Here is a 24,110-nt window from a genome sequence, read left to right as displayed (position 1 = left end):
CGGCCAAGTCAGACCGCAGCGAAAGCGCGTCCAATGCCGGATAGGGGCCAGTCGTGCCGTCCGTCTCAGCCTGTGCGAAAGCGTTTGGGCATGATGCTCAGGTAGCCCCTGAAAGTCCAAGAAGGACTGATTCAGACCCTCCCTAGCGTTGCGTTGAGGTTGCCATGTTTGCACCCGTCACTGACATGCGCGAACTGCGCGAATGGTCTGCGTTTCTTGATCCGGCTGTGCTGGATTGCGATGCCACCGAGCGTTGGATCGCCGCCCAGCAAGCGCCGGTTGCCTGGTCGCACCTGAATCTGGATTCAATTCTGCATGCGACGTTGCGGCTCGCCTGGCACGCGTTTCTGAACGAGCTGCGCAGCGGGATCGTTTGCGAACAGACCGAGACGGGGCGGCTCGTTCAGATCACGCGGTACTTCCAGTTCATTGCGAGCGCGATGCCACTCCGGCTGGATGCGAGCTTTACCAAGCCTGGGCGCGCGCCGCTCTGGTTTGGTTTCGACGTGTTTGAGCCATTGCCAGGTGGCTTCTGGACCCAGCGCGTGTTGCGAGCGCAGGCGTCGTTGCCGCAGGTGTTGGATGAGGCATTGGCTGAGCGAGGTTTTGAGCCTGGCCGTTGCGAGCATTTGTTCAGCCCAGTGCGCAATCAAATTGGAGGTCTGCTTTGGGGGCAGATCGGGCAGGCGGTGCGAGATCGCATCATGGCCCTGTTTGATTCGGAGGGCTTTAATGCGTATCTGTTGGTGTGCCTGCAGGTGCCGCCGGACTATCTGCTGCGCGCACTGGTACAGCGGAAGTCGCTCATCGCGACGCAGCGCTTCACGACATCGGACTTCAATACTGCAGATCTCAATGCTGAGTTGCCGTGGGTGTTGAGCGACGCACCGGGCAAGGACCATCGAATCTGATTGCGTGCCGGAGGCATTGGGTGACGGCGCAGATTTTCCGGACGCTCATGCAATCACCTGAAGTCTTTCGAGCCAGATTTTTGTAGGAGGGCCTTCAGGCCCGAACAAACTTGCGGCGAGATTGATTCGCGGCTGAAGCCACAGCGTCAAATGCCGTGCCTACAAAACGGATTACAAGCGGATCTGCTTCAAGAAATAGGGCTATCGGAAAGATGGTGGCCAGGGAGGGAATCGAACCCCCGACACGGGGATTTTCAGTCCCCTGCTCTACCAACTGAGCTACCTGGCCAACCGTGCGCTGCATACCCCGCGCAAGAGCCGCACATTAAAGCGGGAAGTCTGATTTGAGTCAAGAGGGCACCGACCAATCCGGTAACGCCAACCACTTCGACGCGCCGACACAGAATCACTGCATCGGCGCGCGCCCGAATTAGGCGAAGGGATCGCGCAACACAATGGTGTCGAGGCGGTCGGCGCCAGTGGCGACCATCGCCAAATGGCAACCTGAGAGTTCTTCCACGGCGCGCAGATATGCACGTGCCGCGGCGGGCAATTTGCCGAATTCGCGGACACCACTGGTCGGCTCATCCCAGCCTGGAAACTCCAGATACACTGGCTTGCATTCTTCCCAGCCAGCAGCGTCCAGCGGTGCCCATTCGCGTCGCTTGCCGCGGTATTCGTACGCGATGCAAACCTTGATCGAGGGCAGCCCATCGAGGACATCGAGCTTGGTGATCGCCAAACCGTCAATGCCATTGATCTGAACCGCACGCTTCAAAGCCACCAAATCGATCCAACCGCAGCGGCGCGGGCGGCCGGTGGTCGCGCCAAACTCGTTGCCGCGCTTACGAAGCAACTCGCCCATGTCGTCGTGCAGTTCCGTTGGGAACGGACCGCCGCCCACACGCGTTGCGTAGGCTTTGCAGATGCCGAGCACGTAGTCGATCGCATCAGCGCCAACGCCGCAGCCGGCGAGCGCCCCACCGGTCGTCGTATTCGACGACGTGACGTACGGATACGTGCCGTGATCGATATCCAAGAGCGAACCCTGCGCGCCTTCAAACAGAATCCGCTGGCCCGACTTGCGGGCCTCGTAGAGCAGCGTGCTGACGTCTTCAACCATCGGCCGGACGTAATCGGCAAAGCCCAGCGTTTCGTCGAGCACTTGCTGGAAATCGAGCGCTGGCGCCTGCAACCAGCCAGTGAGCACGAAGTTGTGGTAATCCATCGCGGCACGGAGCTTCTCGGCCAACTGATCTGGGTAGGCGAGGTCGGACACACGGATCCCGCGCCGAGCCACTTTGTCTTCATAAGCCGGGCCGATGCCGCGGCCCGTCGTGCCGATTTTCTTGTCGCCCGAGGCGCGTTCGCGCGCCTGGTCGACGGCAATGTGGTAAGGCATGATCAGCGGCGTGGCCGGGCTGATCCGAAGGCGGGAGCGCACGTCCACGCCCTTGGCTTCGAGTTCTTCGATTTCGTGCTTAAGCGCGGCAGGCGAGAGCACCACACCGTTGCCGATCAGGCACAGCGCGCCGTCGCGCAAAATGCCCGATGGGATCAGGTGCAGCACGGTTTTCTGACCGTTGATCACCAAAGTATGGCCGGCGTTGTGACCGCCCTGAAAGCGCACCACGGCGCCCACGTTTTCAGTCAGCAGATCGACGATCTTGCCTTTGCCTTCATCGCCCCATTGGGCACCAAGAATAACGACGGATTGGCCCATGACGGCTCCCTACACAATGAAAAAGAAATCAGTCTAAGGAGGGTCTGAATAAGTCCATCCTGGACTTTCAGACCCACAATGAGTCCGGCGCATGTCCGGACTCAGTGCTCCAGAATCAAGCACTTGCGTGCTCGATTCTGGGCGGGCCATCCATCGCCCGCATCGCCTCTGAACTTGTTCAGAGGCTCCCTAGGACGCCACGCACAAGCATCAGCGCCAATACGCCGGCAATGATAGCGGCTGCGCCACTGATCCGGATTTGCCGATCGGTCATTTCGGTGGCACGCAGCATCATTTCCCGCCAAAACCGCGGCACGGCAAAGAGCAGCAGGCCTTCAATGACAAACACGAGGCACAGCGCAGCGGCGAGGTCTTTGGGCATGGTCGTGGCCAAAAAAGAAGGCCCGGACGCGCCGGGCCTTCGTTTCGATCTGGCAGTTACTTCTTGGCGCCTTCGCTAAAGTACTGGAAGAACTCCGATTTCGGATCCAGCACCAGAACCGAGTCGCCGTTTGCGAAGCTGGATCGGTAAGCCTCCAAGCTCCGGTAGAACGCGTAGAACTCGGGATCCTTCTGGTAGGCCCGCGCATAGATTTTGGCGGCTTCGGCATCGCCCTCACCACGAATCAGCGACGCATCGCGATCGGCTTCTGCAATCGTGATCTTCTGAGTCTGATCGGCCTGGGCGCGAATACCAAGCGACGCTTCCGTGCCCTCCGAACGGAGGCGATTCGCCACGCTCTTCCGTTCTGCCGACATGCGGTCGAACACCGGCTGGCTGACCTCGGTCGGGAGATCGATACTCATGACGCGCATGTCGATGACCTGGATGCCCAGTTCGTCGACCGCCGCGTTCAACTGATCCCGCATTGCTTTCATGACCCCGGCGCGCTGATCGGACACCACATCGCGCACTTTGCGCGTGATGATCTCCTTGCCGAGCGCATTGCGCACGGTGGATTCCAGGCGCGTTTCAGCCAATATTTCATCGCCACCGGTGCTGGTGTAGAAGCGCGCCACGTCGGCAATGCGCCATTTGACGAAGAAGTCGACTAACACGTCTTTCTTCTCGCTGGTCAGGTAACGTTGTGGTTCCTTGTCCAGCGTGACGATTCGGCCTTCGTACTTCTTGACATCCTGGATGAACGGATAGCGATAGTGCAGGCCTGGTGCGAAGTCAGCACTGACCACCTTGCCGAACTGCAGCACGACGGCGCGCTCGCCTTCGTTGACCACGAACATGCCGCTGGCAGCAATCGCCAACACGATGAAAACGATAATCGAAATGGCAAATTTCATTGACGCGGCTCCCGGTTGGCGCCAAGGGGATCCAGCAAGTCAGGGCTCGCCGTGCGCTCAGGCAAGGCCTGGGACGTGTCGCGCTTCGGATCGACGAAGTTGGGCACCACTGAACTGCGCATCAGTTTGTCGAGCGGCAGATACATGACCTGATTGCCACCACCGACATCGACCATGACCTTCGGGTTCTTCGACAGCACCTCTTGCATGGTCTCCAGGAACAGACGCTTCCGGGTCACCTGCGGCGCCTGCTGATACTGTTCCACCAGCAAATCGAAGCGCTTTGCCTCACCCGTAGCGGTGGCAATCAGTGCCGTCTTGTAACCTTCGGCTTCGGTGCGCAGACGCTGCGCCACACCGCGGGCTTCGGGTTCGACCTTGCTCCGATACGCCTCGGCCTCGTTCTTGATGCGCTGATTGTCTTCGCGGGCGGCGATCGCATCGTCGAATGCTTTCTTGACTTCGTCTGGCGGGCGAACGTTCTGGAAGTTCATTTCGGTGACGACCATACCGGTGGCATAGCCCTCCTGCCCCAGTAAACCTTGCATGATCTCCTTGGCATCGGCGGCCATTTTGGTGCGCTCGCCAGACAATACGGAATCCAGCGTGTTACCACCCACCACCTGACGCACGGCGCTGTTTGCGACTTGCTGCAGGGTTTCCTCCGGGCTTCGGACGTTGTACAGGAAGTCCTTCGGCGTCGTGGCCTGGTATTGCACGTTGTAGTCGACGATGACGAAGTTCTCGTCCGAAGTCAGCATGCGGCGTTCTTCAGAAATCGAGCGAACGCGCAACGATTCGACCTTGGTCACGGTTTCGATCGGGCTCGGCAGCTTGAGACCTAGGCCCGGCTCCAGAATGCGATTGAACTTGCCGAAGCGCAACACGACGCCGCGCTCGGATTCGTCGATCGTGACCCAAGTGGTGGTCAGCAGCCAAATGGCCACTGCAATCGCCACGATGGAGCCGACGACAAATGCGGTGCCACCATTGTTGCTCCGCCCGCTGCTGGAACCGCCGCCACCGCCACCATTAAAGATGCGGCCAAGCCGATCTTTCATGTTCTTCAGTGCTTCCTCCAGATCCGGTGGATCGCCGTCCTGCCAGGGGTCACGCTTCTTGTTGTTGTTGCCGGGTTGATTCCAGGCCATCGGTATCTCCAGGGTTTGACGGCGGTGCCGTCAAAAGTCCGCCATTCTATTGGCTTCGTGATGCAATGAAAACGAAAGTCTCGGCAAACACACGTTCGTCAGTGCGTGAATCTGAACCGCGGCGCCCGCATTCGTTGCAGCTATGCGGGCGGCTCAGTCCAATTTCAAGGCTTTGCCAAGCCAAATGCCGTCGCCGTCGGCAAGGCCGAGCAGCGGCGTCAGTCGCGCTTTCGGGGCTTCGATCTTCAAGGTCCAGCCCGTTTCTGTGATGGTTTCGTGAGCAACGACGCCCGCATCGAACAGACGCGCACGCAGACGGGCCTGACTGTGGGTGAGTTTGAGCTGCTTCTTGATTCGCTCGCCGCTGAGAAAGTCATCGATCGCCGCTCGCAACAGCGGCAAGCCCTGATTCCCCATTGCACTGACCAACACGCGCTCAGGCAAATCATCGCTCGCACGATGACGCTTGGCGCGAAGGCCATCGACCAGATCGATCTTGTTGAACACGAGGATCTGCGGCACGTCAGCAGCGCCGATTTCGGCGAGTACGGCGTTGACCTGCTCGATTCTGGCGTCGCGCTCGGGGTCGGAGGCATCGATGACGTGCAGGATCAGATCGGCATCGCGGACTTCCGACAGGGTGGACCGGAACGCCACCACCAGATCATGGGGCAGATCGCGAACAAAGCCGACCGTGTCGGCCAACAAGACGTCACCGGCATTGAGTCCTTCCAACTTGCGAAGGGTTGGATCCAGCGTCGCGAACAATTGATCAGCCGCATACACGTCGGCTTCGGTCAGCGCATTGAACAAGGTTGACTTGCCGGCATTGGTATAGCCCGCGAGCGTGACGACCGGGACGGCCTGCCGCTCACGACGCCGTTTCGCCTGTTGGCGCTGCACCTCAACCTTTTCAAGTCGGGACTCCAGCATCTTGACGCGCTCGGACAGCAGTCGGCGGTCCAGCTCAAGTTGGGTCTCGCCTGGGCCACGCAGCCCGATCGCGCCGCCTCGCTGGCGCTCCAGATGGGTCCAGCCGCCGGCCAAGCGCGTGGCCAAGTGCTTCAGCTGGGCCAGTTCCACCTGCAGCTTGCCTTCGTGCGAGCGCGCGCGCTGCGCAAAGATGTCCAGGATCAGTCCAGTGCGGTCGACCACGCGGCATTTGCAATGGCTTTCGAGATTGCGCTCCTGAACGGGTGACAGCGTGGCGTTGATCAAGACGAGGTCGGCGCCTTCGGCTTCAACCCGGTCGCGGATTTCGTCCGCCTTGCCAGTGCCGATCAGAAACCGGGGATTCGGTCGATCCAGGCGGCCAGTGATGACACCCAGCACCGACGCGCCAGCGGAGCGCGCAAGCTCCTCGAACTCGGCAGCGGCCGAGTCGTCTGTATGGGCGCCCACGGGCTGAACCAGGAGGGCCCGCTCGCCACCGCGAGCGCGATGAAAGAAATCCAAGGCGAATTAACCCTCGCCGGACTCCGGCCCGCCATCGCCGTGGTCTGGCCCGCCTACGCGCACATTGCGGGATGGCACAACGGTCGAAATGGCATGCTTGTAGACCATCTGGCTGACCGTATTGCGAAGCAGCACGACAAATTGGTCGAAAGATTCGACCGTGCCCTGCAGTTTGATGCCGTTGACCAGGTAGATCGACACTGGCACGCGTTCGCGGCGCAGGGCATTCAGGAAAGGGTCTTGCAACGATTGGCCTTTCGACATTTTTATGCTCCAGCTTGTAGACAACTGATGGCGCAACGGGCGCCGGAAAAAGACCAGACCGGGGTGAAGCGGCACTGGGCTTGGAAAGTCTTGGGGCAAATCTGGTTACGCGCCCCAGGAAATCAAGACCCGGCCATTGTGGCTCAAAATCAGTGCCGAAATAAGGCCAACTTTCGGGCCATAGAACCCATGGTTTGCGTGGATCGGGGGGCTGCCATTCAGCACGTGGTGTCGTTGTGCGGCGGCGGTTGGGCTTTCGCCCGAAAGCTTTGGAATCAGCTACTTCCGTGCAAATTGGCGATGTGGGGCAGCGTTTTGGGAGGCCGAATTGAGCAGTTGCCCCGGCGTTTCCGAGTCCAAGTGTCTCCGTCTCAGGTCGGAGTAACGGGGCAGGGCGGTGACCGGTTGTTTGGCAGGGCTGTTCGATGCAAGCCGGTGCTGTTGCACGATTGATTTGGGCCTACCGCCCCGGTCATCACACACAAGATAACCCATTGTTTTCTCAGAAACTGGCAATTCGAGCCAACTGATCTTGCTGATCACTTGCAGCGCGCTCCCCAGCGCTCTCTCATCAAACACGACGTAACCCATTGGTTTTGCGAACCAATAAATTTCGGATGGTAACGATTCTGACCGCAAGTAGCCCCCTCCCCAGCCCTCCCCCGCGATCGCGGGGGAGGGAGCCGGCTCCCTCTCCCACGCGAGTGGGAGAGGGCTGGGGAGAGGGCTACTTGCCACACTGTGCCGTCGCGAAAATCGCGCATCGCCGCTGACAGTTTGATGCGCGAATAAGCGCACCAAAGGGGCGGCTGGACTCTAATCAAACATCACCCAAGGCACTGTCCTTATCGTTATTCCAGCGAAACAAGCTGTGTGAAAACGGTTGGAGTTTGCGGCGCCACCTCATTGCCGTCATCCCGACGAAAGTCGGGACCCAGGGCAATCTGGCCGCGGTGCCGCAAGTATTCTGGGTCCCGACTTTCGTCGGGATGACGACAACAGAGTAAGCCCCTTGCGATGGCGTCAGGCGCCATGAATGCGGCCGCCAAAGCCGTTTTCACACAACCTGGAAAGCTGGAATCGATTTTTTGAGGTGACCAGTGTGCGACAGTCGAAATGGATGCCAGCTTTCGTTGGCACGACGGCGAGTAGGCTGAGCGCTACCTCCGACTCGGGAAAATAGTTTGACGCGCTGCCGGCGTGGCTTCTGCCTCATCAACCCATCACCGAACGGTCAGTTCCTTGACCACCTTGTCAGCCCCATACACCGTCTTCAACGCGGCAAGAATTGCGGCCGGGTGAACCGAGACGGTGCGATTCTGGGTTTCGTCGTAGAAATACGCACCGCCCAGTGAGTGGATATTGCCGTCGAACGCCAAGCCTACGATCTCGCCGTTCGCGTTCAACAACGGGCTGCCAGAATTGCCGCCGATGATGTCATTCGTGGTGACCTGATTGAATCGCGTTGCCAAGTTGAGTTTGGACTGTGCAGCCGTCCAGCGTGGCGCCAAATTGAATGGCTCGTCGGCCGTGGCGCGCCGGTACAGGCCGTTGAAATCTGTGAACGGGGCGATCGTGTCGCCGTCTTCATCAAAGCCGCGGACAACGCCATGGCTCAGGCGCAGGCTGAAGGTGGCATCGGGATAAACAGTGGTGCCTTTTTGGGCAAAACGTGCTGCGGCGAGGCGCTCGGCGGCACGCTTCTCCACCGACTCCACTTCGGTCTCGTACTCGGCACGCAAGCGGCGGGCGACCGGATCGATCTCACGCATCAACATGATGGCTGGGTCTTGACTCGCCGCTACGGCAGCCTGACCGCCTTCCCATAAGGCCTTGCGCACTTTCGGGTCGGCCAGATGACTGCCTTCGATGATCTCGGCGGCGAGCTTTTGCGGCGACTTCTTGCCAAGAATCTGCTGCACGAACGGATGATCCGTGCCCAGGCGTTCGCGCAATTTGGTCAGCGACCACCCGAGCTTTAGCTTTTCGTAGTTCGGATACACCGGTACGTCGGCGAGCAAGCGTGCTTCTACAGCAGGCAGACCCGCCTCAGCGAACTCACGCAGGCGCTCGCCGTCAGGCTTCTGGCGTTCGTCGGCTGCGCGCATCAAGGACTTGGCGTAGTTCAAATGAGTCGAGGCAAAGCCCAGGCCGCCTTCGATCATTTGGTACCGCACGACGCTCTGGCGCGCGATTGCCTGCGCTGCCGCAATGTCGGCCCAAGGGTTGCCAAATTGCGCCGCGCGGGCCGCGTCGCTCTGGACATAGGCTTGCAGCGATGCTTCGTCGGCGCGTTTCTTGGTCAACACTTCAGTATTCAGTAACGCTTTGAACTGACCGCTGCGTACCTTCAAACCGTTTTCGATATTGGTCAAGTCCGAGCGCACGATCCGGGCGTTCTCGGCGCTTTCTGACGCGAATTGGGTCACTAGACCGCGATACTCATAGCCAATCATCAGGCGAAACGGCAGCATCACATCCCGGAGTGTTTCCAACTGCGCTGCGGTCAGCAAACGCTGCGTGGAGCCTGGGTGACCCAAGGTCATCACCAGTTCGCCCGGTTCCGCGCCCGCCGACTTGATCGGCAGGTAATGCTTGATCCGAGCCGGCTTGCCGTTTTCGTAGACCCGCAACAGCCCCATGTCGAGGTTGAATCGCGGGAAGTTGAAATTATCGGGGTCACCACCGAAGAAGCCCGCCTGGTACTCCGGTGCAAACACCAGGCGCACATCCTGGAACCGGGTGTAGCGATACAGGTGTTGCACGCCGCCTTGGTACAACTCCACGAGGTCGCAGCGCACGGTGTTCGCAGCGCCTGCGACACACTCTGACTCGATCCGGCTTTGTTCCGCTTTCTTGGCATCATTGTATGCCTTGCCGGTCAAGCCGTTCGTGACCTTCAGAATGCGCCCGGTGACGTCTGAGACGGACTCGAGGCGATTGATTTCGGCACCCGGACATTGCTTTTCGTCCTGGCGCTTGTTGGCCAGAAACCCGTTGTTGACGTAGTCATGCTCGGGCGATGACAAATCGGACACGCAGCCAATCACGCAGTGCTGGTTGGTCAGCACCAGCCCCTCGGGCGACACAAAAGAGCCCGAACAGCCGCCGGCGAGGCGTGCCGACGCAAGGCGGGCATGATCCAGCCACTTTTGGTCGGGCTTGAACTGGTACGCCTGCTCAAGGTCGGCGCGTGGCAAGTTGTCCAGAGTCCACATGCCTTCTGCCGCAAGCGCAAAACCAGGCAGGCAAAGGAGCAGACTCAGGGTGGTGTTCTTCAACATCGGACGGACCTCGTGCAGCATGCATGGCGTGGGGAATGGGACGAGTTCGGGCTGTGCAGGTTGCTCCCAGTGTGAATACGCTGGGTTGGATTCCAGGACAGAACGACTTTGCCGCCAAAGTACGAAAGCATATCCGCAGGCAAACCACCGCTCCTATGCCAAAGGCTGACCCGAATCGTGCGAAACATGTCATGTGAGCGTCACGATTGTGTCATTCGGCAACAACACACTCTCGGGGCGTGGCCGGCCTCGTCATCGGCAGATAGACCGATATGGGTGAGGTATGCAGGTGGCAGCGCGCACGATTGGCCGCGACTGCCACCTGCCCACGCATTTCCAACGCTTTGCCTGCGGCGGGCCGTCATTGTGGTCGCCTAGTAAAGCCAGACCCGTTCCGTGTCGTCGTTGGGCGCCAATGCTGCCGAGCAGCAGCCGCCAAGCGAAGTGCCGCCACAGCTTCGTCGACACAGACTTGCTCGTGTCATATCGCTGTCATATCGGCGGCGCAGAATGCCCTCATTCTGAAATGGAGCAATCACATGTTTGCAAAGCAATGGCTGTTTGCCGCCCTAACGGCGATCGCCCTCAATGCCCCGGCACATGCCGCCAACAGCATCACGGGCGCTGGCGCGTCGTTTGTGTTTCCGGCGATGACAAAATGGTCCTCGGAATACAAGAAGGCCACGAACAACCAGATCAATTACCAGAGCATCGGCTCGGGTGGTGGCATCGCCCAGGCCAAGGCCAATACGGTCGCCTTTGGTTCGTCCGACGCCCCCCTGACGCCGGAAGACTTAGCCGCCCATAAGCTTCGTCAGTTCCCATCGGTAATTGGCGGCGTGGTGCCCGTAGTCAATCTGCCGGGCGTGAACGCCGGCCAACTCAAATTGACGGGTGAGCTGCTTGCCAACATGTACCTCGGCAAGGTGGCCACGTGGGATCACGCCGACATCAAGGCACTGAACCCGGGCGTGACCCTGCCGGCCAAACCGATCCGACTGATCTACCGCTCGGATGGCTCGGGCACCACGTTCAACTTCGTCAACTATTTGAGCAAGCTGTCGCCGGAATGGAAGACCAAGGTGGGCGAGGGCACGGCCGTGCGCTGGCCGGGTGGCTTCGGTGGCAAGGGCAACGAAGGCGTCGCGGCTTACGTCAAGCAGATTCAAGGCTCGATCGGTTACGTGGAACTGAGCTACGCGCTGACCAACAAGCTCACGTACACATCGATGAAGAATGCCGACGGTGAGTTTGTGCAGCCGAGCTTCGACAGCTTCGTGGCCGCTGCTGAAAGCGCCGACTGGGCTAATGCCAAGGACTTCTACCTGGTGATCACGAACGCTCCGGGCAAGGCGTCCTGGCCGATCGCGGCAACCAACTTCATCCTCATGTCGGAATCGCCCAAGAAGGTCGACGACGCCAAAGCGGCGATCGAGTTCTTCAAGTGGGTCTACGCGTCGGGTGACGAGTCGGCCAAGGCGCTTGGCTACGTGCCCCTGCCAGACACGTTGGTAGCGCAGATCGAACAATACTGGGCAACCAATCTGAAGTACTGAGGTTAGACACAGGTTCGGAAGCGCGACTCTGGGAACGTCGATCTTCGATCGGGGGGGCGGAAACGCCCTCCCGATTTCGGCTTACTGAATTTGTGTGCATCCGAATCCGACCGTTGTTGACGAGCACGAGCCATGACTGAACAGGGATCTGCAACTCCAAGCGAACGCGCCCCCCCGGCTGACCGGGCCCGGCGCGACCAGCGGCACGACTGGTTATTCAAGTCCGTCACCGGCGGTGCCGCGTGGTTCGTGTTGATTGCGCTGGCCGGCGCCTTGACGGTGATGTTCCTCGGTGGCAGTTCCGCACTGAAGGCCCAGGGGCTGAAGTTCATCACCACCGACTTCTGGGATCCGGCGAATCTGATCTTCCACGGTCTGGCGCCGATTGTCGGGACCTTGCTGACGTCGCTGATTGCGCTGGTGTTTGCGGTGCCGGTCAGCTTTGGAATTGCCTTGTTCCTCACCGAAGTCGCGCCAACCTGGCTTCGTACGCCAGTTGCAACGGCGATCGAGTTGCTTGCGGGGATTCCGTCGATCATCTACGGCATGTGGGGATTGTTTGTGCTCGTGCCGTGGCTCGGCGAGTACGTGTATCCCTGGCTCATCGATGAAGTCGGTACCTGGCCGATCATCGGCAGTTGGTTTCAGGGCATCCCGATTGGCATTGGTTTGCTGACCGCCGGCTTCGTGCTCGCCATCATGATCATTCCATTCATCAGCTCGATCATGCGCGAGGTCTTTCAGACGGTTCCAAACCGACTGAAGGAATCCGCCTACGCGCTCGGGTCCACGCGCTGGGAAGTCGTCTGGGACATCGTGCTGCCCTACACCCGTTCGGCGGTGATTGGCGGCGTATTTCTCGGGCTCGGGCGCGCGCTTGGCGAAACGATGGCGGTGACGTTCGTGATCGGCAATGCCAACCGTCTCGGCTCGCTGATGGAACCGGGTAGCTCGATCTCGGCGACCATCGCCAATGAATTTGCCGAAGCCTTTGCCGACGAGCATCGCTCGGCGCTCCTCGGTTTGGGCTTCCTGTTGTTTGTCGTGAGTTTTGTCGTGCTGAGCTTCGCCAAACTGCTGCTGCGCGGCATGTCGCGCTGGGAGGGCAAGAAATGAGTCGGCAAGCGGAACGTATCTATCGACGGCGGCGCCTGGTCAACGTCGTGGCGCTGGTGCTGTCGGGGACTGCAGCGCTGTTCGGTCTCGCCATGCTCTGTTGGATCTTGTGGACCACGATCAGCAAGGGCGCAGCGGCGCTGAGCCCGCATCTGTTTCTCTTGCCCACTGCGCCGCCCGGCGAGCCGGGTGGCCTGGCGAACGCCCTGGTTGGCACGGTGCTCATTTGTCTGAGCGCGGTCGCTTGGGCGACGCCGCTTGGCATTCTGGCCGGCACGTACCTGGCTGAATATGCTAACTACACGCGCCGTGGCGCGACCATCCGGTTCGTCAACGACATTCTGCTGTCGGCCCCATCGATTGTGCTGGGTTTGTTCGTCTACACCCTGGTGGTACGCCCCATGGAGCAGTTCTCGATGTTCGCCGGTGTCCTCGCGCTCGGCTTCATTGTGCTGCCCGTTGTGGTCCGGACGACCGATGAAATGTTGCGCATGGTGCCGACACAAATGCGCGAGGCCGCGCTGTCGCTCGGCATTCCGCAGTGGAAGGTGACCACGCAAGTGCTGTATCGCGCTGCGCGCTCTGGCATCACGACCGGTGTGCTGCTCGGCTTGGCGCGTATCAGCGGCGAGACGGCACCATTGATTTTCACCAATACCAATAACCAGTATTGGAGCACGTCGCCGTTTGCGCCGATGAGCAATCTGCCGATGACGATCTATGAGTATGCCAAGAGTCCGTTTGAGGACTGGCAGCAGCTGGCATGGGCGGGCGCTCTCCTGGTGACCGCATTTGTGCTCCTGATCAGCGTGACCGCACGCCTCCTGATTCTGAAAAACAAGACCAGCCATGACTGAGACCAACCCCGCAGTGCCGGCCAAACTCGCGGCCCGCAACTTAAGCTTCTACTACCAGCAGGCGCGCGCGCTGGATGGCATCAATCTTGACGTCGCCGAGAAAAAGGTCACGGCGCTGATTGGCCCGTCTGGCTGCGGCAAGAGCACCTTGCTGCGTGTGTTCAACCGGATCTACTCGATCTATCCAGGGCTCCGGGCCGAAGGCGAGGTCACGCTCGATGGCGAGAACATTCTCGCGCCGGGTTACTCGATGAACCGTCTGCGCAGCAAGATCGGCATGGTGTTTCAGAAGCCGGTACCGTTTCCCATGTCGATCTACGACAACATCGCCTACGGCATCGGTCACTACGAGAAACTGAGCCGGTCCGACATGGCCGTTCGCGTCGAGCAAGCCCTGCACCAGGCCGCGCTCTGGGAAGAGGTCAAGGACAAGCTGAAACATAGTGCTCTTGGTTTGTCTGGTGGTCAGCAGCAGCGCCTGTGCATTGCCCGCGCCGTGGCGCTGAAGCCAGAAGTCATTCTGTTCGACGAGCCGACTTCGGCGCTGGATCCGATTGCCACTGGCAAGATCGAGCAGTTGTTCGCCGAACTCAAACAGCAATTCACGATTCTCATCGTGACGCATAATATGCAGCAGGCGGCCCGCTGCTCGGACTACACGGCGTTCATGTATCTGGGTGAGTTGGTCGAGTTTGGTACGACCGAGACGATTTTTACCAAGCCCACCAAGCAGCAGACCGAAGACTACATCACCGGCCGCTTTGGCTGAGGAGCGCGTCATGAATCAGACCCACGACCACATCGTCAAGAGTTTCGACAGCGAACTCGCTCGTCTGAATGCCGAAATCGCCCGCATGGGACAGTTGGCAGCCGAGCAACTGCGCGCCGCGATGCACGCGCTGCAGCATCGTGATGAACCGGCCGCCGACCAGGTCATTGCCCGTGACCACGAGATTGATCAGCTGGAACGGATCGTTGCACACGATGCGCTCAAGCTGCTGGTGTTGCGCCAACCCATGGCGCGAGATTTGCGCGAGGTCTACGCCGCGCTGCGCGTGTCGGCCGACATTGAGCGGATTGGCGACTATGCGGCCAACGTTGCCAAGCGCTCGAAAGTGATCAGCGCAGCCGAGCCGATGCGGATCACCGCTGGCATGCTGCCACTGGCGCAAATGGCGCTCGACTCGCTGGAAGCAGCCATGCGCGCGTATCGCGAGCGCAACGATCAGCAGGCCATGCATATTCGCGCCCGCGATGCCGAAATCGATGCGCTGTACACCACGTTGTTTCGCGGTCTGCTGACCTATATGGCAGAAGACACGCGGAAGATCACGGCATGCACGCAGCTGATGTTCCTCGGCAAGGACATCGAGCGGATTGGTGACCACAGCACCAACATCTGCGAGTCGGTGTGGTTCCTCGTTAACGGCGAAATGTTGAGCGGCGGGCGCGAGAAGGCGGATCACACGGCTGAGTCACGCGCCGACGAATAGTGGGCTTTTAGGGAGCCTCTGAATAAGTTCAGAGGCGATGCGGGCCAGGGATGGCCCGCTCAGAATCAAGCACGCAATTGCTTGATTCTGGGGAAATGAGTCCGGATATGTGCCGGACTCATTGCGGGTCTGAAAGTCCAGGATGGACTGATTCAGACCCTCCTTAGCCAAGAGTCGCTGCTGCAATTGCCTGGTTGGAACGTTGCCGCTATGTTCAGGTGGCAAGGTGTCCATAGAGGAGGGCGGCCTTGGCCGGCATGCAACAGACAGGCGGTACGTCCCAGCAGATCGTCAGTGCGCTAGCGATTGGCGCGATTGTGGTTGCGGTTGCGGCCGTCTTGTATCAGGCGCAACCCACGCTTGAGGATTGTGGGCGCTTTGATGTTGCGCGTCAGGCACTCAAAATCGTGGCAGCCAATCAAGTGGCCGAGCAACCGAACGGCAGCCTGCTGCAAGTCAACGGTTGGTTGGCACCACCCCAAGATGCGCCCGAGCTCAGCGACCACGACTTTGTCATCCCTGAGCGCGGCTTTCGGTGGCGTCGACTGGTAGAGACTCGAAAGACTGAGTTTCGAACGACCACGCCGAGCTACCAGGGCGGGCGGCGCACCACACCCCAATCCACCACCATCGCGTATGACACCTGGTGGCCACTGGCAGACTCGCCTTTGGCGCCACGCCTTGGCGGCGCGCCATTACAGTCGGAAATCGTTGGAGATCTGCCGAAACAGTTTGGCGACCTTGTGATGTACGACAGTGATCAGCTGGCATTGCAGGAATTGCCCATGCGCTTGACTGCCCCAGCACAGGCGCTGCTGACCGAGCAGGGATTTGTCGAGCGCGCGGGCGAGCCCGGGGTCTACTACGGACACGATGACTGGGTGCGCGTGGCTTGGTTTTACGTGCCGGCGCAAGCAGTGACCTATATTGGGGAGAAGCAAGTTTCTGATTTCGGCCCCGAGCCGATTCTGGTGAATTGGGGCAATGAGCGCATGCCTGTGGCGCGCAACATCTATGCGGGGGAATGGCACTACGACCAGGAGTGGCAGGAGGCCGCGGCGCAGTGCGCATCCTATCGACCTGATTTCCGCGTGCGCATCAATCTGGGTATGGCTTGGTTGGCGCCCTTGCTCGCGTTGAACCTCGTTCTGGCGTTCTGGCATCCGAACACGCCGTTTCACGCGTGGACGCGTCGACTCATCGCGCTCCCAGTGCCAGCGCTGCATGGCTTCTGGGTGGCTTTTGTCGTGGCAGCGGTGACCCTGGCGGCGTTTCTCGCTAATGCCTGGTTCGCAACGCTGATTGCCGCGGTGCTCTTGGCTGGTGCTGACTTGCTGATCGTGTCCTGGTGGGCCAATGCCCGCAATTTGCGGTGATAGCGCCGTGCCGAGCGTGCGGGAGCCAACTCCCGCTCCCACGCGAGTGGAAGCGGGCTGGGGAGAGGGCTACTTGCGAAACTGCGCCGTTGTAAGAATTGCGCATTGTCGCTGATAGTTTGATGCACGAATAAGCGCACCAAAGGGGCGGCTGGACTCCCACGCAAGTGGAAGAGGGCCGGGGAGAGGGTTACTTGCCAGACTGCATCGTTGCGAAAATCGCTGATCGGCACCCTACAAAAATGCCCGATACGCCGGATTGTCCGTCTCTTCCGTCCAGGCGTAGCCAAGCGCCTGCAAGTGTTCCGCAAACTCGGTCGCTGTGGCATCAGGAACTTGTATGCCAGCAAGCACGCGGCCGTAGTCCGAACCGTGATTGCGATAGTGAAACAGGCTGATATTCCAGCGACTGCCAATCGCATCCAGGAAGCGGAGCAGGGCGCCTTTGCGTTCGGGGAACTCGAAACGGAACAGTCGCTCATCACCCAGGTTCGGCGCGCGTCCACCCACCATGTAACGGACATGCAATTTGGCCATCTCGTTCTGGCTCATGTCCGTAACGGGGAAGCCTGCCTGGCGGAGGTTCTCCAATAGCTGCCGGCGGTCCGAGCTATTGGGCTCGATCCCCAAGCCAACAAAAATCTGCGCGCGTTCGGACTCCGAATAGCGATAGTTGAACTCAGTGACCGAGCGCTGCCCGAGCAGCGCGCAGAATTCGCGGAAGCTGCCCGGTCGTTCTGGAATGCTGACGGCGAGCAGCATCTCACGTTCGGCGCCCAGGTCAGCCCGCTCGGCAACATGCCGCAGCCGATCGAAATTCATGTTGGCGCCGCTCAGCACCGCTACTGCTGCATGCTCGAAGGGTCCGTGTTCGTGCACATAACGCTTCAGGCCTGCGAGCGCCAACGCGCCAGCGGGCTCAAGCAGCACGCGAGTGTCCTCAAAACCATCTTGGATGGCGGCACAGATTTCGTCCGTATCCACCAACACGAGATCATCCAGATGCTGCGCGAGCAAGCGATACGTCTCCGACCCGGCCTCGCGCACCGCAGCGCCGTCGGCAAATGCACCGACTCGCGGCAGACGCACCGGTCCGCCATGCTCCAGCGCAGCTTTCATGCAGGCGGCATCGCGAGGCTCGACGCCGATAATCTGGATGTGCGGATACAGCGCCTTGACGTAGGCGGCAACGCCGGCAGCAAGGCCACCGCCACCAATGGGCAGGAAGATCGCATCGACCTCGTCCCCCGGCCGCTGGCGGACGATTTCCATGCCGATTGTGCCCTGGCCCGCTATGACATCCGGGTCGTCGAACGGATGCACAAAGCTCAGGCCCTGTTGCTCGGCAAGCTCGCGCGCATGCGCATACGCCGCGTCAAAATCATCGCCAAACAATACGATATCGCCACCCAAGTCGGCCACGGCTTGCACCTTGATGCGCGGAGTCGTCTGCGGCATCACGATGACCGCGCGTACACCCAACCTGCGGCCCGCGAGTGCCACACCTTGCGCGTGATTGCCCGCCGACGCGCAGATCACGCCGCGCGCCCGCTCCGCAGTGCTGAGTTGCCGCATCTTGTTGTAGGCGCCGCGGAGCTTGAAAGAGAAGACCGGTTGCAGATCCTCGCGCTTCAGCATCACCAGCGTGCCGAGTCGCTTGGACAGGCGTGGCGCGCGCTCCAATGGGGTTTCTTCGGCCACGTCGTAAACCTGTGCGCGCAGCACCCGATGCAGATAGGGCTCGCTGCTGGCATGCGGTCTTGGTTCGGCGTGGCGAAGTTCGCTCATGAGCGGGCTGATCAGGCCAGGGCCGAATGCAGATCGTGCTCGACTTCGATCTCGCCACCGCCGACATAATCGAGCCAGCCAAAGCGATCAGCCAACTTGCCTTTGACGAGGCCAAAGAACAGATCCTGCAGCTCGTGCGTGATCGGCCCGCGGCTGCCATTGCCAATCGTCAGGCCATCGATCGAACGAATCGGGGTGATTTCGCAGGCAGTACCGGTGAAGAAGGCTTCATCGCAGACATACAGCGCTTCGCGCGGCATGGTTTGCTGGCGCACTTCATAGCCGAGTTCCTGCGCGAGCGTCATGACGGTGTCACGGGTGATGCCGGTCAGGATCGCAGCGCTGGTCGGCGGTGTGTACAGCACGCCCTTTTTCACCAGGAACACGTTCTCGCCGCCACCTTCGCTCAACATGCCATCGGTACCCAGCGCGATGCCTTCCTGGTAACCGTGCCGTTGCGCCTCCATGCTGATCTGCGAGGAGTTCAGGTAGTTTCCGCCCGCCTTGGCCATCGTCGGAAAGGTATTGGCGGCCGGGCGCTGCCACGATGAAATGCACGCATCAACGCCGCGCTCCAAGCCTTCGGCACCGAGGTACGCGCCCATTTCCGTGGCGGCAATCGCCACTTCGATCGGCAACTGTGGCGACGGTGCCAGCGCATACTCGCCATAGCCGCGGAACACGATCGGACGCAGGTAGGCACCATTGGTCAAGCGATTGACGCGGATGATCTGCTTGCATGCGTCGAACAGATCGTCCTGGCTATAGGGAATCTGCATGCGATGAATGCGCGCGGATTCGAACAGCCGCTCCACATGATCGCGCAAGCGGAAGATCGCCGCGCCTTTGTCGGTCGCGTAGGCGCGAATGCCTTCGAACACCGAGGAGCCATAGTGCAGACCGTGAGTCAGCACATGCACTTTGGCTTCCCACCAAGGCACGAAGTGACCGTTGTGCCAGATCAGTTGTGAGGGTTTGTGGGCCATGATGGGTTCTCTCTTGATTTTCGTATTCGGGGCTTAGGGAGCCTCTGAACAAGTTCAGAGGCGATGCGGGTCTGAAAGTCCAGAATGGACTGATTCAGACCCAACTTAGGCATACGCAGCCAGGGCAGGGTGTTCGAAGCGGGGTGCTTCTTCGATCAGTTCGATCACGTCGTAGAGCTTCTCGACTTGGCGTTCCAAGAGTCTGAGCTCGCGATTTGATTCGACTTTCAACATCACGAGCCAGGAATCATGATCCTGCGCGTGTGTGGCGATGTCGGTGACTTCAAAGCCACGGCGCTGCACCGTGCCGATCAGGCGCAGCAAGGCGCCTTCGCTTCGACGCAGCAGGACTCTCATGGATTGTTGGCGGATCATGGGGCGTGCTCCTCGATCATGTCAGCGTTGGATTTGCCAGGTGGAACCAAAGGCCAGACGTTGCGCTTGGCGTCGATGCGCACATGCAGCAGGCGGCTGCCTTGGTCTTCCAACAGTTCTTTCAGTGCCGGCAGCACTTGTTCGCGCCGGTCGATGGTGCGTGCCGGAATCCGGAACGCGCGCGCGAGCTCAGAGAAGTCCGGGTTGTCCGACAAATCCACTTCGCTGAAGCGTTGGTTGAAAAAGAGTTCCTGCCACTGCCGGACCATGCCGAGGCCAGCGTTGTCGATGACGATGACCTTGACCGGAATGCCGTACCGATACAGCGTGGCGAGTTCTTGGATGTTCATCATGATCGAGCCGTCACCACTGACGCAGACGACTTGCGCGTCAGGCCGGGCCAGCTTCGCGCCGATCGCTGCGGGCAGGCCAAAGCCCATGGTGCCGAGGCCGCCACTGGTCAGGTGATTGGCAATGTGCGAGAACGTGCAGTGTTGCGCGACCCACATTTGGTGCTGGCCGACATCGCAGCTGACGATCATGCCGGGACCGCCGAGGTCGGACAATTGCTTCAATAGCAAAGGCGCGTAGATGTCCCCACCGGGGGCGTCATAGCGCCACTGATGCTGCGACTTCAGCCATTGGCAACGCGTCTGCCAGTCGGCAATTGTTGTGCTGTCTGAGAGGGCTTCGAGGCTCTTGTTCAGATCGCCGAGGAGGGCCACATCGGCGTGACGCAGCTTGTCGATCTCGGCGGTATCGGCATCCAGATGGATGATCTTGGCGCGCGGTGCGAACGTGTCGAGCTTGCCGGTCGCGCGGTCGTCAAAGCGCGCACCAACGACGATCAGCAGATCGGCTTCCTGCACTGCGAAGTTTGCCGCCGGGTTGCCGTGCATGCCGAGCATGCCCAGGTACAGACGGTCGCGGGCATCCATCGCACCCAGACCTTTCAGCGTGCAGACGGCCGGAATGCGGGTCGCCTCGAACATTTTTTTCATCGATGCTTCGGCATTCGCCATCCCGACGCCGCCGCCGATATACAGCACGGGGCGCTTCGCGTCGCGGATCAGCGTGCGGGCTTTCTGGATCGCATCTAAACGTGGTGGCACCGGGCGCTTGGATTCGCGCTGACAGGGTTTCTCCGGGCCACGGCCCACGGCCACATCTTTCGGCAGATCGATCAGCACGGGGCCTGGGCGACCTTCCAACGCAATCGCAAACGCCTCACGCACAATGGCGCAGACGTCTTCCGGGCGGCGCACGATAAAGCTGTGTTTGACGATCGGCAGCGTGATGCCAAACACATCCACTTCTTGAAACGCATCGGTGCCCATCAAATGGGATGGCACTTGGCCGGTGATCGCAACCACCGGCACCGAATCCATGAACGCATCGGCGATCCCGGTCACCAGGTTGGTGGCGCCGGGACCGCTTGTGGCCATGCACACGCCGACCTTGCCACTGGCGCGGGCATAGCCCACCGCAGCGAGGGCGGCGCCTTGTTCATGGCGAACCAGGATGTGCTTCAGGTTGCTGCCTACGAGCGCATCGTACACCGGCATGATGGCGCCACCCGGGTAGCCGAACAGGGTGTCTACGCCCTCACGTTCGAGGGCGTGGATCAACCATTCGGCACCGGTCTTGATCATGTCAGTCGACTCGCTCATGTCTGCTCCTGCTCAGGCCGTCGCGGCGGCTTTCTTCTGGGCGGCATCGGCAGCGGCCTTCGCACGCTGGGCCGGGTTCAGCCACGGCATGCGGGCACGCAGCTTCTCGCCGACCTGCTCGATCGGATGCTTCAGATCGGCTTCCTTCAGGGCCTGATACTGCTGATTGCCGGACTTGTATTCGCCGACCCATTCGCGGGCAAACTGGCCCGTCTTGATCTCCTCCAGAATCGTTTTCATGCGCGCCTTCGTGTCGGCATCGACAATGCGCGGGCCGCGGGTCAGATCGCCGTACTGCGCAGTTTCGGAGATGAACTGATGCATCTTGGCCATGCCGCCTTCGTGCAGCAGGTCGACAATGAGCTTCAGCTCATGCATGCATTCAAAATAGGCGACTTCCGGCTGATAACCGGCCTCGACCAGCGTTTCGAAACCACGCACGACCAGCTCAGTGACACCGCCGCAGAGCACGGCTTGTTCACCAAACAGATCGGTTTCGGTTTCTTCCGCGAAGCTCGTGGTGATCAAGCCACCGCGCGCACCGCCGATGCCGTGCGCGTAATCCTGAGCGCGCGACAGGGCTTGGCCGGACACGTCTTGGTGGACGGCAACAAGACAAGGCACACCGTGGCCGGCTTCATATTCGCGGCGAACCAAAGCGCCCGGGCCTTTCGGCGCGACGAGGATGATGTCCCACACTGCCTCGGGTTTGATCTGCCCGAAGTGCACGTTGAAGCCATGGGCAAACAGCAGGGCCGCGCCGGGACGCAGATTCGGCTTGATCGCTTCCTCAAACACTTGTGGCTGTTGCATATCGGGCGTCAGCAGCGCGACGAGATCGGCCTCGGCAGCAGCATTCGCCGGATCGGTCACGGTGAAGCCATCGGCGCGGGCCTTCTGGAAGCTCGGACCATTCGGGCGGGCGCCGATGATCACGTTGAAGCCGGAGTCACGCAGGTTGAGCGCATGCGCGCGACCTTGGCTGCCGTATCCGATGACGGCGATGCGCTGTTGTTTGAGTGGGGTGTTTTGCGACGTCATGGGGGTTCTCCGGTGGATGGGTCGATCAGGCTTCGGTGATGGCACCACGACTGGCCGAACTGACCAGACGGGCGTATTTGGCAAGCACGCCACTCTGGGCGCGCGGGTTGAATGGCGTGGTGGGGCGCGGGCCAAGATCAGCCGTTGTGTCCAGACGGCGGTTCTCGACATCGATGATCACGGTGTCGCCGTCCAGCAATTGCCCGAGCGGACCGCCGCGGGCGGCTTCGGGTGAGATATGGCCGACCATCAGGCCATGCGTTGCGCCACTGAAACGACCATCGGTGATCAGCGCGACATCGCTGCCCAGACCCCGACCAATCAGCGCGGCGGTCACGCCCAGCATTTCTGGCATGCCGGGCGCGCCGGCGGGGCCTTCATAACGGATCACGACCACATCGCCAGCTTGAATCTTGCCGGCCTGCAGTGCGGCAAATGCGGCGGGTTCGCCATTGAACACACGCGCCGGGCCTTCGTGGCGCATGCGGCCATGACCAGCCAGTTTCACGACGCAACCTTCCGGCGCGAGGTTGCCACTCAGGATCGCGAATCCGCCGCGCGGTTTCACCGGGCTCGCGATTGGATGCACGACGGGCTCTGGTTGTTCGCCCAACTCGGTGGCATCCAGTGCGGCAAAGATCGACGCGTTCTCGACCGTCGGGTGATCTTCAAGCAGACCACCGTCCTTCAACACTTTGGCCACGCGTGCCGTGCCGCCCGCAGCGCTCAATTCCACCGCGGTATAGCGCCCACCGGGTTTCAGATCGGCGATCACCGGTGTGGATGCCGAGATCGGATCAAAGTCGGCGAGATCCAGCGTCACACCCGCTTCGTGCGCGATGGCGAGCAGATGCAGCACGCCGTTCGTGGAGCCTGCGGTCGCCGCCAGCATGCGCATCGCGTTGCGGAACGCTGCTGGTGTCAATGCTTGGCGAGCCGTGAATCCGCGTTGATAGCAATCCATGACCAGCTTGCCGCAATCGAACGCGGCTTGGTTCTTGTCTTGGTGCAAGGCTGGCAGATCATTCACTTCGAGCGGCGACAGACCGAGCGCGGTCAGGATCATCGCCATCGTGTTCGCGGTGAACTGGCCACCGCAGGCGCCGGCACCTGGGCAGGCATCCTTCTCGACCGCGTGCAATTCGTTCTCATCGATCTTGCCGGCAGCGTGCGCGCCCACCGCTTCAAACACTTCCTGAATCGTGATGGGCTTGCCGTGATGCAAGCCATGATCGATCGTGCCGCCATACAGCACCACGGTCGGGATGTTCAGGCGCGCCGCCGCCATGGCTGCAGCCGGGATCGTCTTGTCGCAGCCACACAGCACCACCATCGCATCGAGATGGTGACCATTCACCGCCAATTCGATCGAATCGGTGATCCATTCCCGCGAGATCAACGACGCGCGCATGCCCGGCGTGCCCATGCTGATGCCGTCGGTCACCGCGATCGTATTGAACTCGAACGCCGTGCCACCGTTGGCCTCGACGCCTTTGCGCACATGCTGCGCCAGGGCGCGCAGGGTGAAATTGCACGGCGACACGTCGGACCATGGATGCACGATGGCCACGAACGGCTTGGCCATCGCGGCATCGTCCCGGCCGGTGGCTCGCAACATCGCGCGAGCAGGTGCCCGGTCTGGTCCCTTTTTGATCGTGTCACTACGCATTCAATCGGTCCTTAAGGTTTTTCAGAACCCAGAAAACCGAAACCCCCGCTACCGTTGCCGGTGCGGGGGTTTTCGTGGATTCCTGGTTTCTTGTTG

General features: G+C 60.6%; 20 protein-coding genes and 1 tRNA gene. 7 read left to right on the top strand and 14 right to left on the bottom strand.

Annotated elements, in window-relative coordinates; genetic code table 11:
• The first annotated feature begins 164 nt into the window (after window positions 1–164).
• The gene (locus C7S18_RS12770) at window positions 165–911 is read left to right on the top strand and encodes a hypothetical protein (protein WP_106891939.1); all 747 of its coding nucleotides are present in this window, start codon (window positions 165–167) and stop codon (window positions 909–911) included.
• 213 nt (window positions 912–1,124) lie between these two features.
• Here C7S18_RS12770 and C7S18_RS12765 read toward each other — a convergent pair.
• From C7S18_RS12765 to C7S18_RS12725, 8 genes are all read right to left on the bottom strand, one after another.
• Window positions 1,125–1,200: transfer RNA gene (locus C7S18_RS12765), tRNA-Phe, on the bottom strand.
• A gap of 141 nt (window positions 1,201–1,341) precedes the next feature.
• The gene (locus C7S18_RS12760; protein ID WP_106891938.1) at window positions 1,342–2,634 is read right to left on the bottom strand and encodes an adenylosuccinate synthase; all 1,293 of its coding nucleotides are present in this window, start codon (window positions 2,632–2,634) and stop codon (window positions 1,342–1,344) included.
• 178 nt (window positions 2,635–2,812) lie between these two features.
• Entirely contained in the window at window positions 2,813–3,016 is a 204-nt protein-coding gene (locus C7S18_RS12755) for a DUF2065 domain-containing protein (protein WP_106891937.1), read from the bottom strand.
• A gap of 56 nt (window positions 3,017–3,072) precedes the next feature.
• Window positions 3,073–3,933 carry a protease modulator HflC gene (gene hflC / locus C7S18_RS12750; RefSeq protein ID WP_106891936.1) on the bottom strand — a complete coding sequence of 287 codons (861 nt, stop codon included), beginning with the start codon at window positions 3,931–3,933 and terminating at the stop codon, window positions 3,073–3,075.
• Complete coding sequence (gene hflK, locus C7S18_RS12745; RefSeq protein ID WP_106891935.1) at window positions 3,930–5,084, bottom strand: FtsH protease activity modulator HflK; 1,155 nt, start codon at window positions 5,082–5,084, stop codon at window positions 3,930–3,932. The genes hflC and hflK overlap by 4 nt, the downstream gene beginning before the upstream one ends.
• Before the next feature lie 153 nt (window positions 5,085–5,237).
• Entirely contained in the window at window positions 5,238–6,539 is a 1,302-nt protein-coding gene (gene hflX, locus C7S18_RS12740; protein WP_106891934.1) for a ribosome rescue GTPase HflX, read from the bottom strand.
• A 6-nt stretch (window positions 6,540–6,545) separates the two neighbouring features.
• Window positions 6,546–6,803 carry an RNA chaperone Hfq gene (gene hfq, locus C7S18_RS12735; RefSeq protein ID WP_106891933.1) on the bottom strand — a complete coding sequence of 86 codons (258 nt, stop codon included), beginning with the start codon at window positions 6,801–6,803 and terminating at the stop codon, window positions 6,546–6,548.
• Between the two features lie 1,223 nt (window positions 6,804–8,026).
• Complete coding sequence (locus C7S18_RS12725) at window positions 8,027–10,087, bottom strand: S46 family peptidase (protein ID WP_106894014.1); 2,061 nt, start codon at window positions 10,085–10,087, stop codon at window positions 8,027–8,029.
• Between the two features lie 539 nt (window positions 10,088–10,626).
• Between C7S18_RS12725 and pstS the strand changes: the two genes are divergently transcribed.
• The 6 genes from pstS (at window position 10,627) to C7S18_RS12690 (ending at window position 16,485) form a co-directional block, all read left to right on the top strand.
• Window positions 10,627–11,643 carry a phosphate ABC transporter substrate-binding protein PstS gene (pstS, locus tag C7S18_RS12720; protein ID WP_170113254.1) on the top strand — a complete coding sequence of 339 codons (1,017 nt, stop codon included), beginning with the start codon at window positions 10,627–10,629 and terminating at the stop codon, window positions 11,641–11,643.
• A gap of 132 nt (window positions 11,644–11,775) precedes the next feature.
• Window positions 11,776–12,759 (top strand): phosphate ABC transporter permease subunit PstC, encoded by a 984-nt coding sequence (pstC, locus tag C7S18_RS12715; RefSeq protein WP_106891930.1) that lies wholly within the window; start codon window positions 11,776–11,778, stop codon window positions 12,757–12,759.
• Window positions 12,756–13,616 (top strand): phosphate ABC transporter permease PstA, encoded by an 861-nt coding sequence (gene pstA / locus C7S18_RS12710; protein ID WP_106891929.1) that lies wholly within the window; start codon window positions 12,756–12,758, stop codon window positions 13,614–13,616. Before pstC ends, pstA begins: the two co-directional genes overlap by 4 nt.
• On the top strand, window positions 13,609–14,385 hold the full coding sequence (gene pstB, locus C7S18_RS12705) for a phosphate ABC transporter ATP-binding protein PstB (RefSeq protein ID WP_106891928.1): 777 nt from the start codon (window positions 13,609–13,611) through the stop codon (window positions 14,383–14,385). Before pstA ends, pstB begins: the two co-directional genes overlap by 8 nt.
• Window positions 14,386–14,395: 10 nt before the next feature.
• A complete protein-coding gene (phoU, locus tag C7S18_RS12700; protein ID WP_106891927.1) occupies window positions 14,396–15,109 on the top strand; it encodes a phosphate signaling complex protein PhoU in 714 nt (237 codons plus the stop codon).
• Between the two features lie 248 nt (window positions 15,110–15,357).
• Window positions 15,358–16,485: a hypothetical protein gene (locus C7S18_RS12690; RefSeq protein ID WP_146151906.1), complete on the top strand. Its 1,128-nt coding sequence runs from the start codon at window positions 15,358–15,360 to the stop codon at window positions 16,483–16,485.
• 234 nt (window positions 16,486–16,719) lie between these two features.
• Here the strand turns inward: C7S18_RS12690 and ilvA are convergent, their stop codons facing one another.
• The 6 genes from ilvA to ilvD all read right to left on the bottom strand — a co-directional run bounded on the left by ilvA (window position 16,720) and on the right by ilvD (window position 24,014).
• Entirely contained in the window at window positions 16,720–18,273 is a 1,554-nt protein-coding gene (ilvA, locus tag C7S18_RS12685) for a threonine ammonia-lyase, biosynthetic (protein ID WP_106891924.1), read from the bottom strand.
• A gap of 11 nt (window positions 18,274–18,284) precedes the next feature.
• Complete coding sequence (gene ilvE / locus C7S18_RS12680) at window positions 18,285–19,259, bottom strand: branched-chain-amino-acid transaminase (protein ID WP_106891923.1); 975 nt, start codon at window positions 19,257–19,259, stop codon at window positions 18,285–18,287.
• 105 nt (window positions 19,260–19,364) lie between these two features.
• Complete coding sequence (locus tag C7S18_RS12675; RefSeq protein WP_106891922.1) at window positions 19,365–19,634, bottom strand: ACT domain-containing protein; 270 nt, start codon at window positions 19,632–19,634, stop codon at window positions 19,365–19,367.
• A complete protein-coding gene (ilvG, locus tag C7S18_RS12670; protein ID WP_106891921.1) occupies window positions 19,631–21,304 on the bottom strand; it encodes an acetolactate synthase 2 catalytic subunit in 1,674 nt (557 codons plus the stop codon). The genes C7S18_RS12675 and ilvG overlap by 4 nt, the downstream gene beginning before the upstream one ends.
• 12 nt (window positions 21,305–21,316) lie before the next feature.
• Window positions 21,317–22,345, bottom strand: coding sequence for a ketol-acid reductoisomerase (gene ilvC, locus C7S18_RS12665; RefSeq protein WP_106891920.1), 1,029 nt, complete (start codon window positions 22,343–22,345; stop codon window positions 21,317–21,319).
• A 25-nt stretch (window positions 22,346–22,370) separates the two neighbouring features.
• Entirely contained in the window at window positions 22,371–24,014 is a 1,644-nt protein-coding gene (gene ilvD, locus C7S18_RS12660; protein ID WP_106891919.1) for a dihydroxy-acid dehydratase, read from the bottom strand.
• Window positions 24,015–24,110: the final 96 nt, after the last annotated feature.

It is taken from the genome of Ahniella affigens (genome assembly GCF_003015185.1).
Lineage (GTDB): Bacteria > Pseudomonadota > Gammaproteobacteria > Xanthomonadales > Ahniellaceae > Ahniella > Ahniella affigens.
Note: the sequence above shows the minus strand (reverse complement) of the source record. Positions and strands in the feature narration are given on the sequence as shown.

Excerpts from the sequence above, each read along its gene's own strand:
- ilvD (WP_106891919.1), bottom strand. The coding sequence starts at position 24,014 with ATGCGTAGTGACACGATCAAAAAGGGACCAGACCGGGCACCTGCTCGC.
- pstS (WP_170113254.1), top strand. The coding sequence starts at position 10,627 with ATGTTTGCAAAGCAATGGCTGTTTGCCGCCCTAACGGCGATCGCCCTC.
- pstB (WP_106891928.1), top strand. The coding sequence starts at position 13,609 with ATGACTGAGACCAACCCCGCAGTGCCGGCCAAACTCGCGGCCCGCAAC.
- pstA (WP_106891929.1), top strand. The coding sequence starts at position 12,756 with ATGAGTCGGCAAGCGGAACGTATCTATCGACGGCGGCGCCTGGTCAAC.
- C7S18_RS12725 (WP_106894014.1), bottom strand. The coding sequence starts at position 10,087 with ATGTTGAAGAACACCACCCTGAGTCTGCTCCTTTGCCTGCCTGGTTTT.
- C7S18_RS12760 (WP_106891938.1), bottom strand. The coding sequence starts at position 2,634 with ATGGGCCAATCCGTCGTTATTCTTGGTGCCCAATGGGGCGATGAAGGC.
- hfq (WP_106891933.1), bottom strand. The coding sequence starts at position 6,803 with ATGTCGAAAGGCCAATCGTTGCAAGACCCTTTCCTGAATGCCCTGCGC.
- pstC (WP_106891930.1), top strand. The coding sequence starts at position 11,776 with ATGACTGAACAGGGATCTGCAACTCCAAGCGAACGCGCCCCCCCGGCT.
- ilvG (WP_106891921.1), bottom strand. The coding sequence starts at position 21,304 with ATGAGCGAGTCGACTGACATGATCAAGACCGGTGCCGAATGGTTGATC.
- hflK (WP_106891935.1), bottom strand. The coding sequence starts at position 5,084 with ATGGCCTGGAATCAACCCGGCAACAACAACAAGAAGCGTGACCCCTGG.
- ilvE (WP_106891923.1), bottom strand. The coding sequence starts at position 19,259 with ATGGCCCACAAACCCTCACAACTGATCTGGCACAACGGTCACTTCGTG.
- ilvC (WP_106891920.1), bottom strand. The coding sequence starts at position 22,345 with ATGACGTCGCAAAACACCCCACTCAAACAACAGCGCATCGCCGTCATC.
- phoU (WP_106891927.1), top strand. The coding sequence starts at position 14,396 with ATGAATCAGACCCACGACCACATCGTCAAGAGTTTCGACAGCGAACTC.
- C7S18_RS12675 (WP_106891922.1), bottom strand. The coding sequence starts at position 19,634 with ATGATCCGCCAACAATCCATGAGAGTCCTGCTGCGTCGAAGCGAAGGC.
- ilvA (WP_106891924.1), bottom strand. The coding sequence starts at position 18,273 with ATGAGCGAACTTCGCCACGCCGAACCAAGACCGCATGCCAGCAGCGAG.
- C7S18_RS12770 (WP_106891939.1), top strand. The coding sequence starts at position 165 with ATGTTTGCACCCGTCACTGACATGCGCGAACTGCGCGAATGGTCTGCG.
- C7S18_RS12755 (WP_106891937.1), bottom strand. The coding sequence starts at position 3,016 with ATGCCCAAAGACCTCGCCGCTGCGCTGTGCCTCGTGTTTGTCATTGAA.
- hflC (WP_106891936.1), bottom strand. The coding sequence starts at position 3,933 with ATGAAATTTGCCATTTCGATTATCGTTTTCATCGTGTTGGCGATTGCT.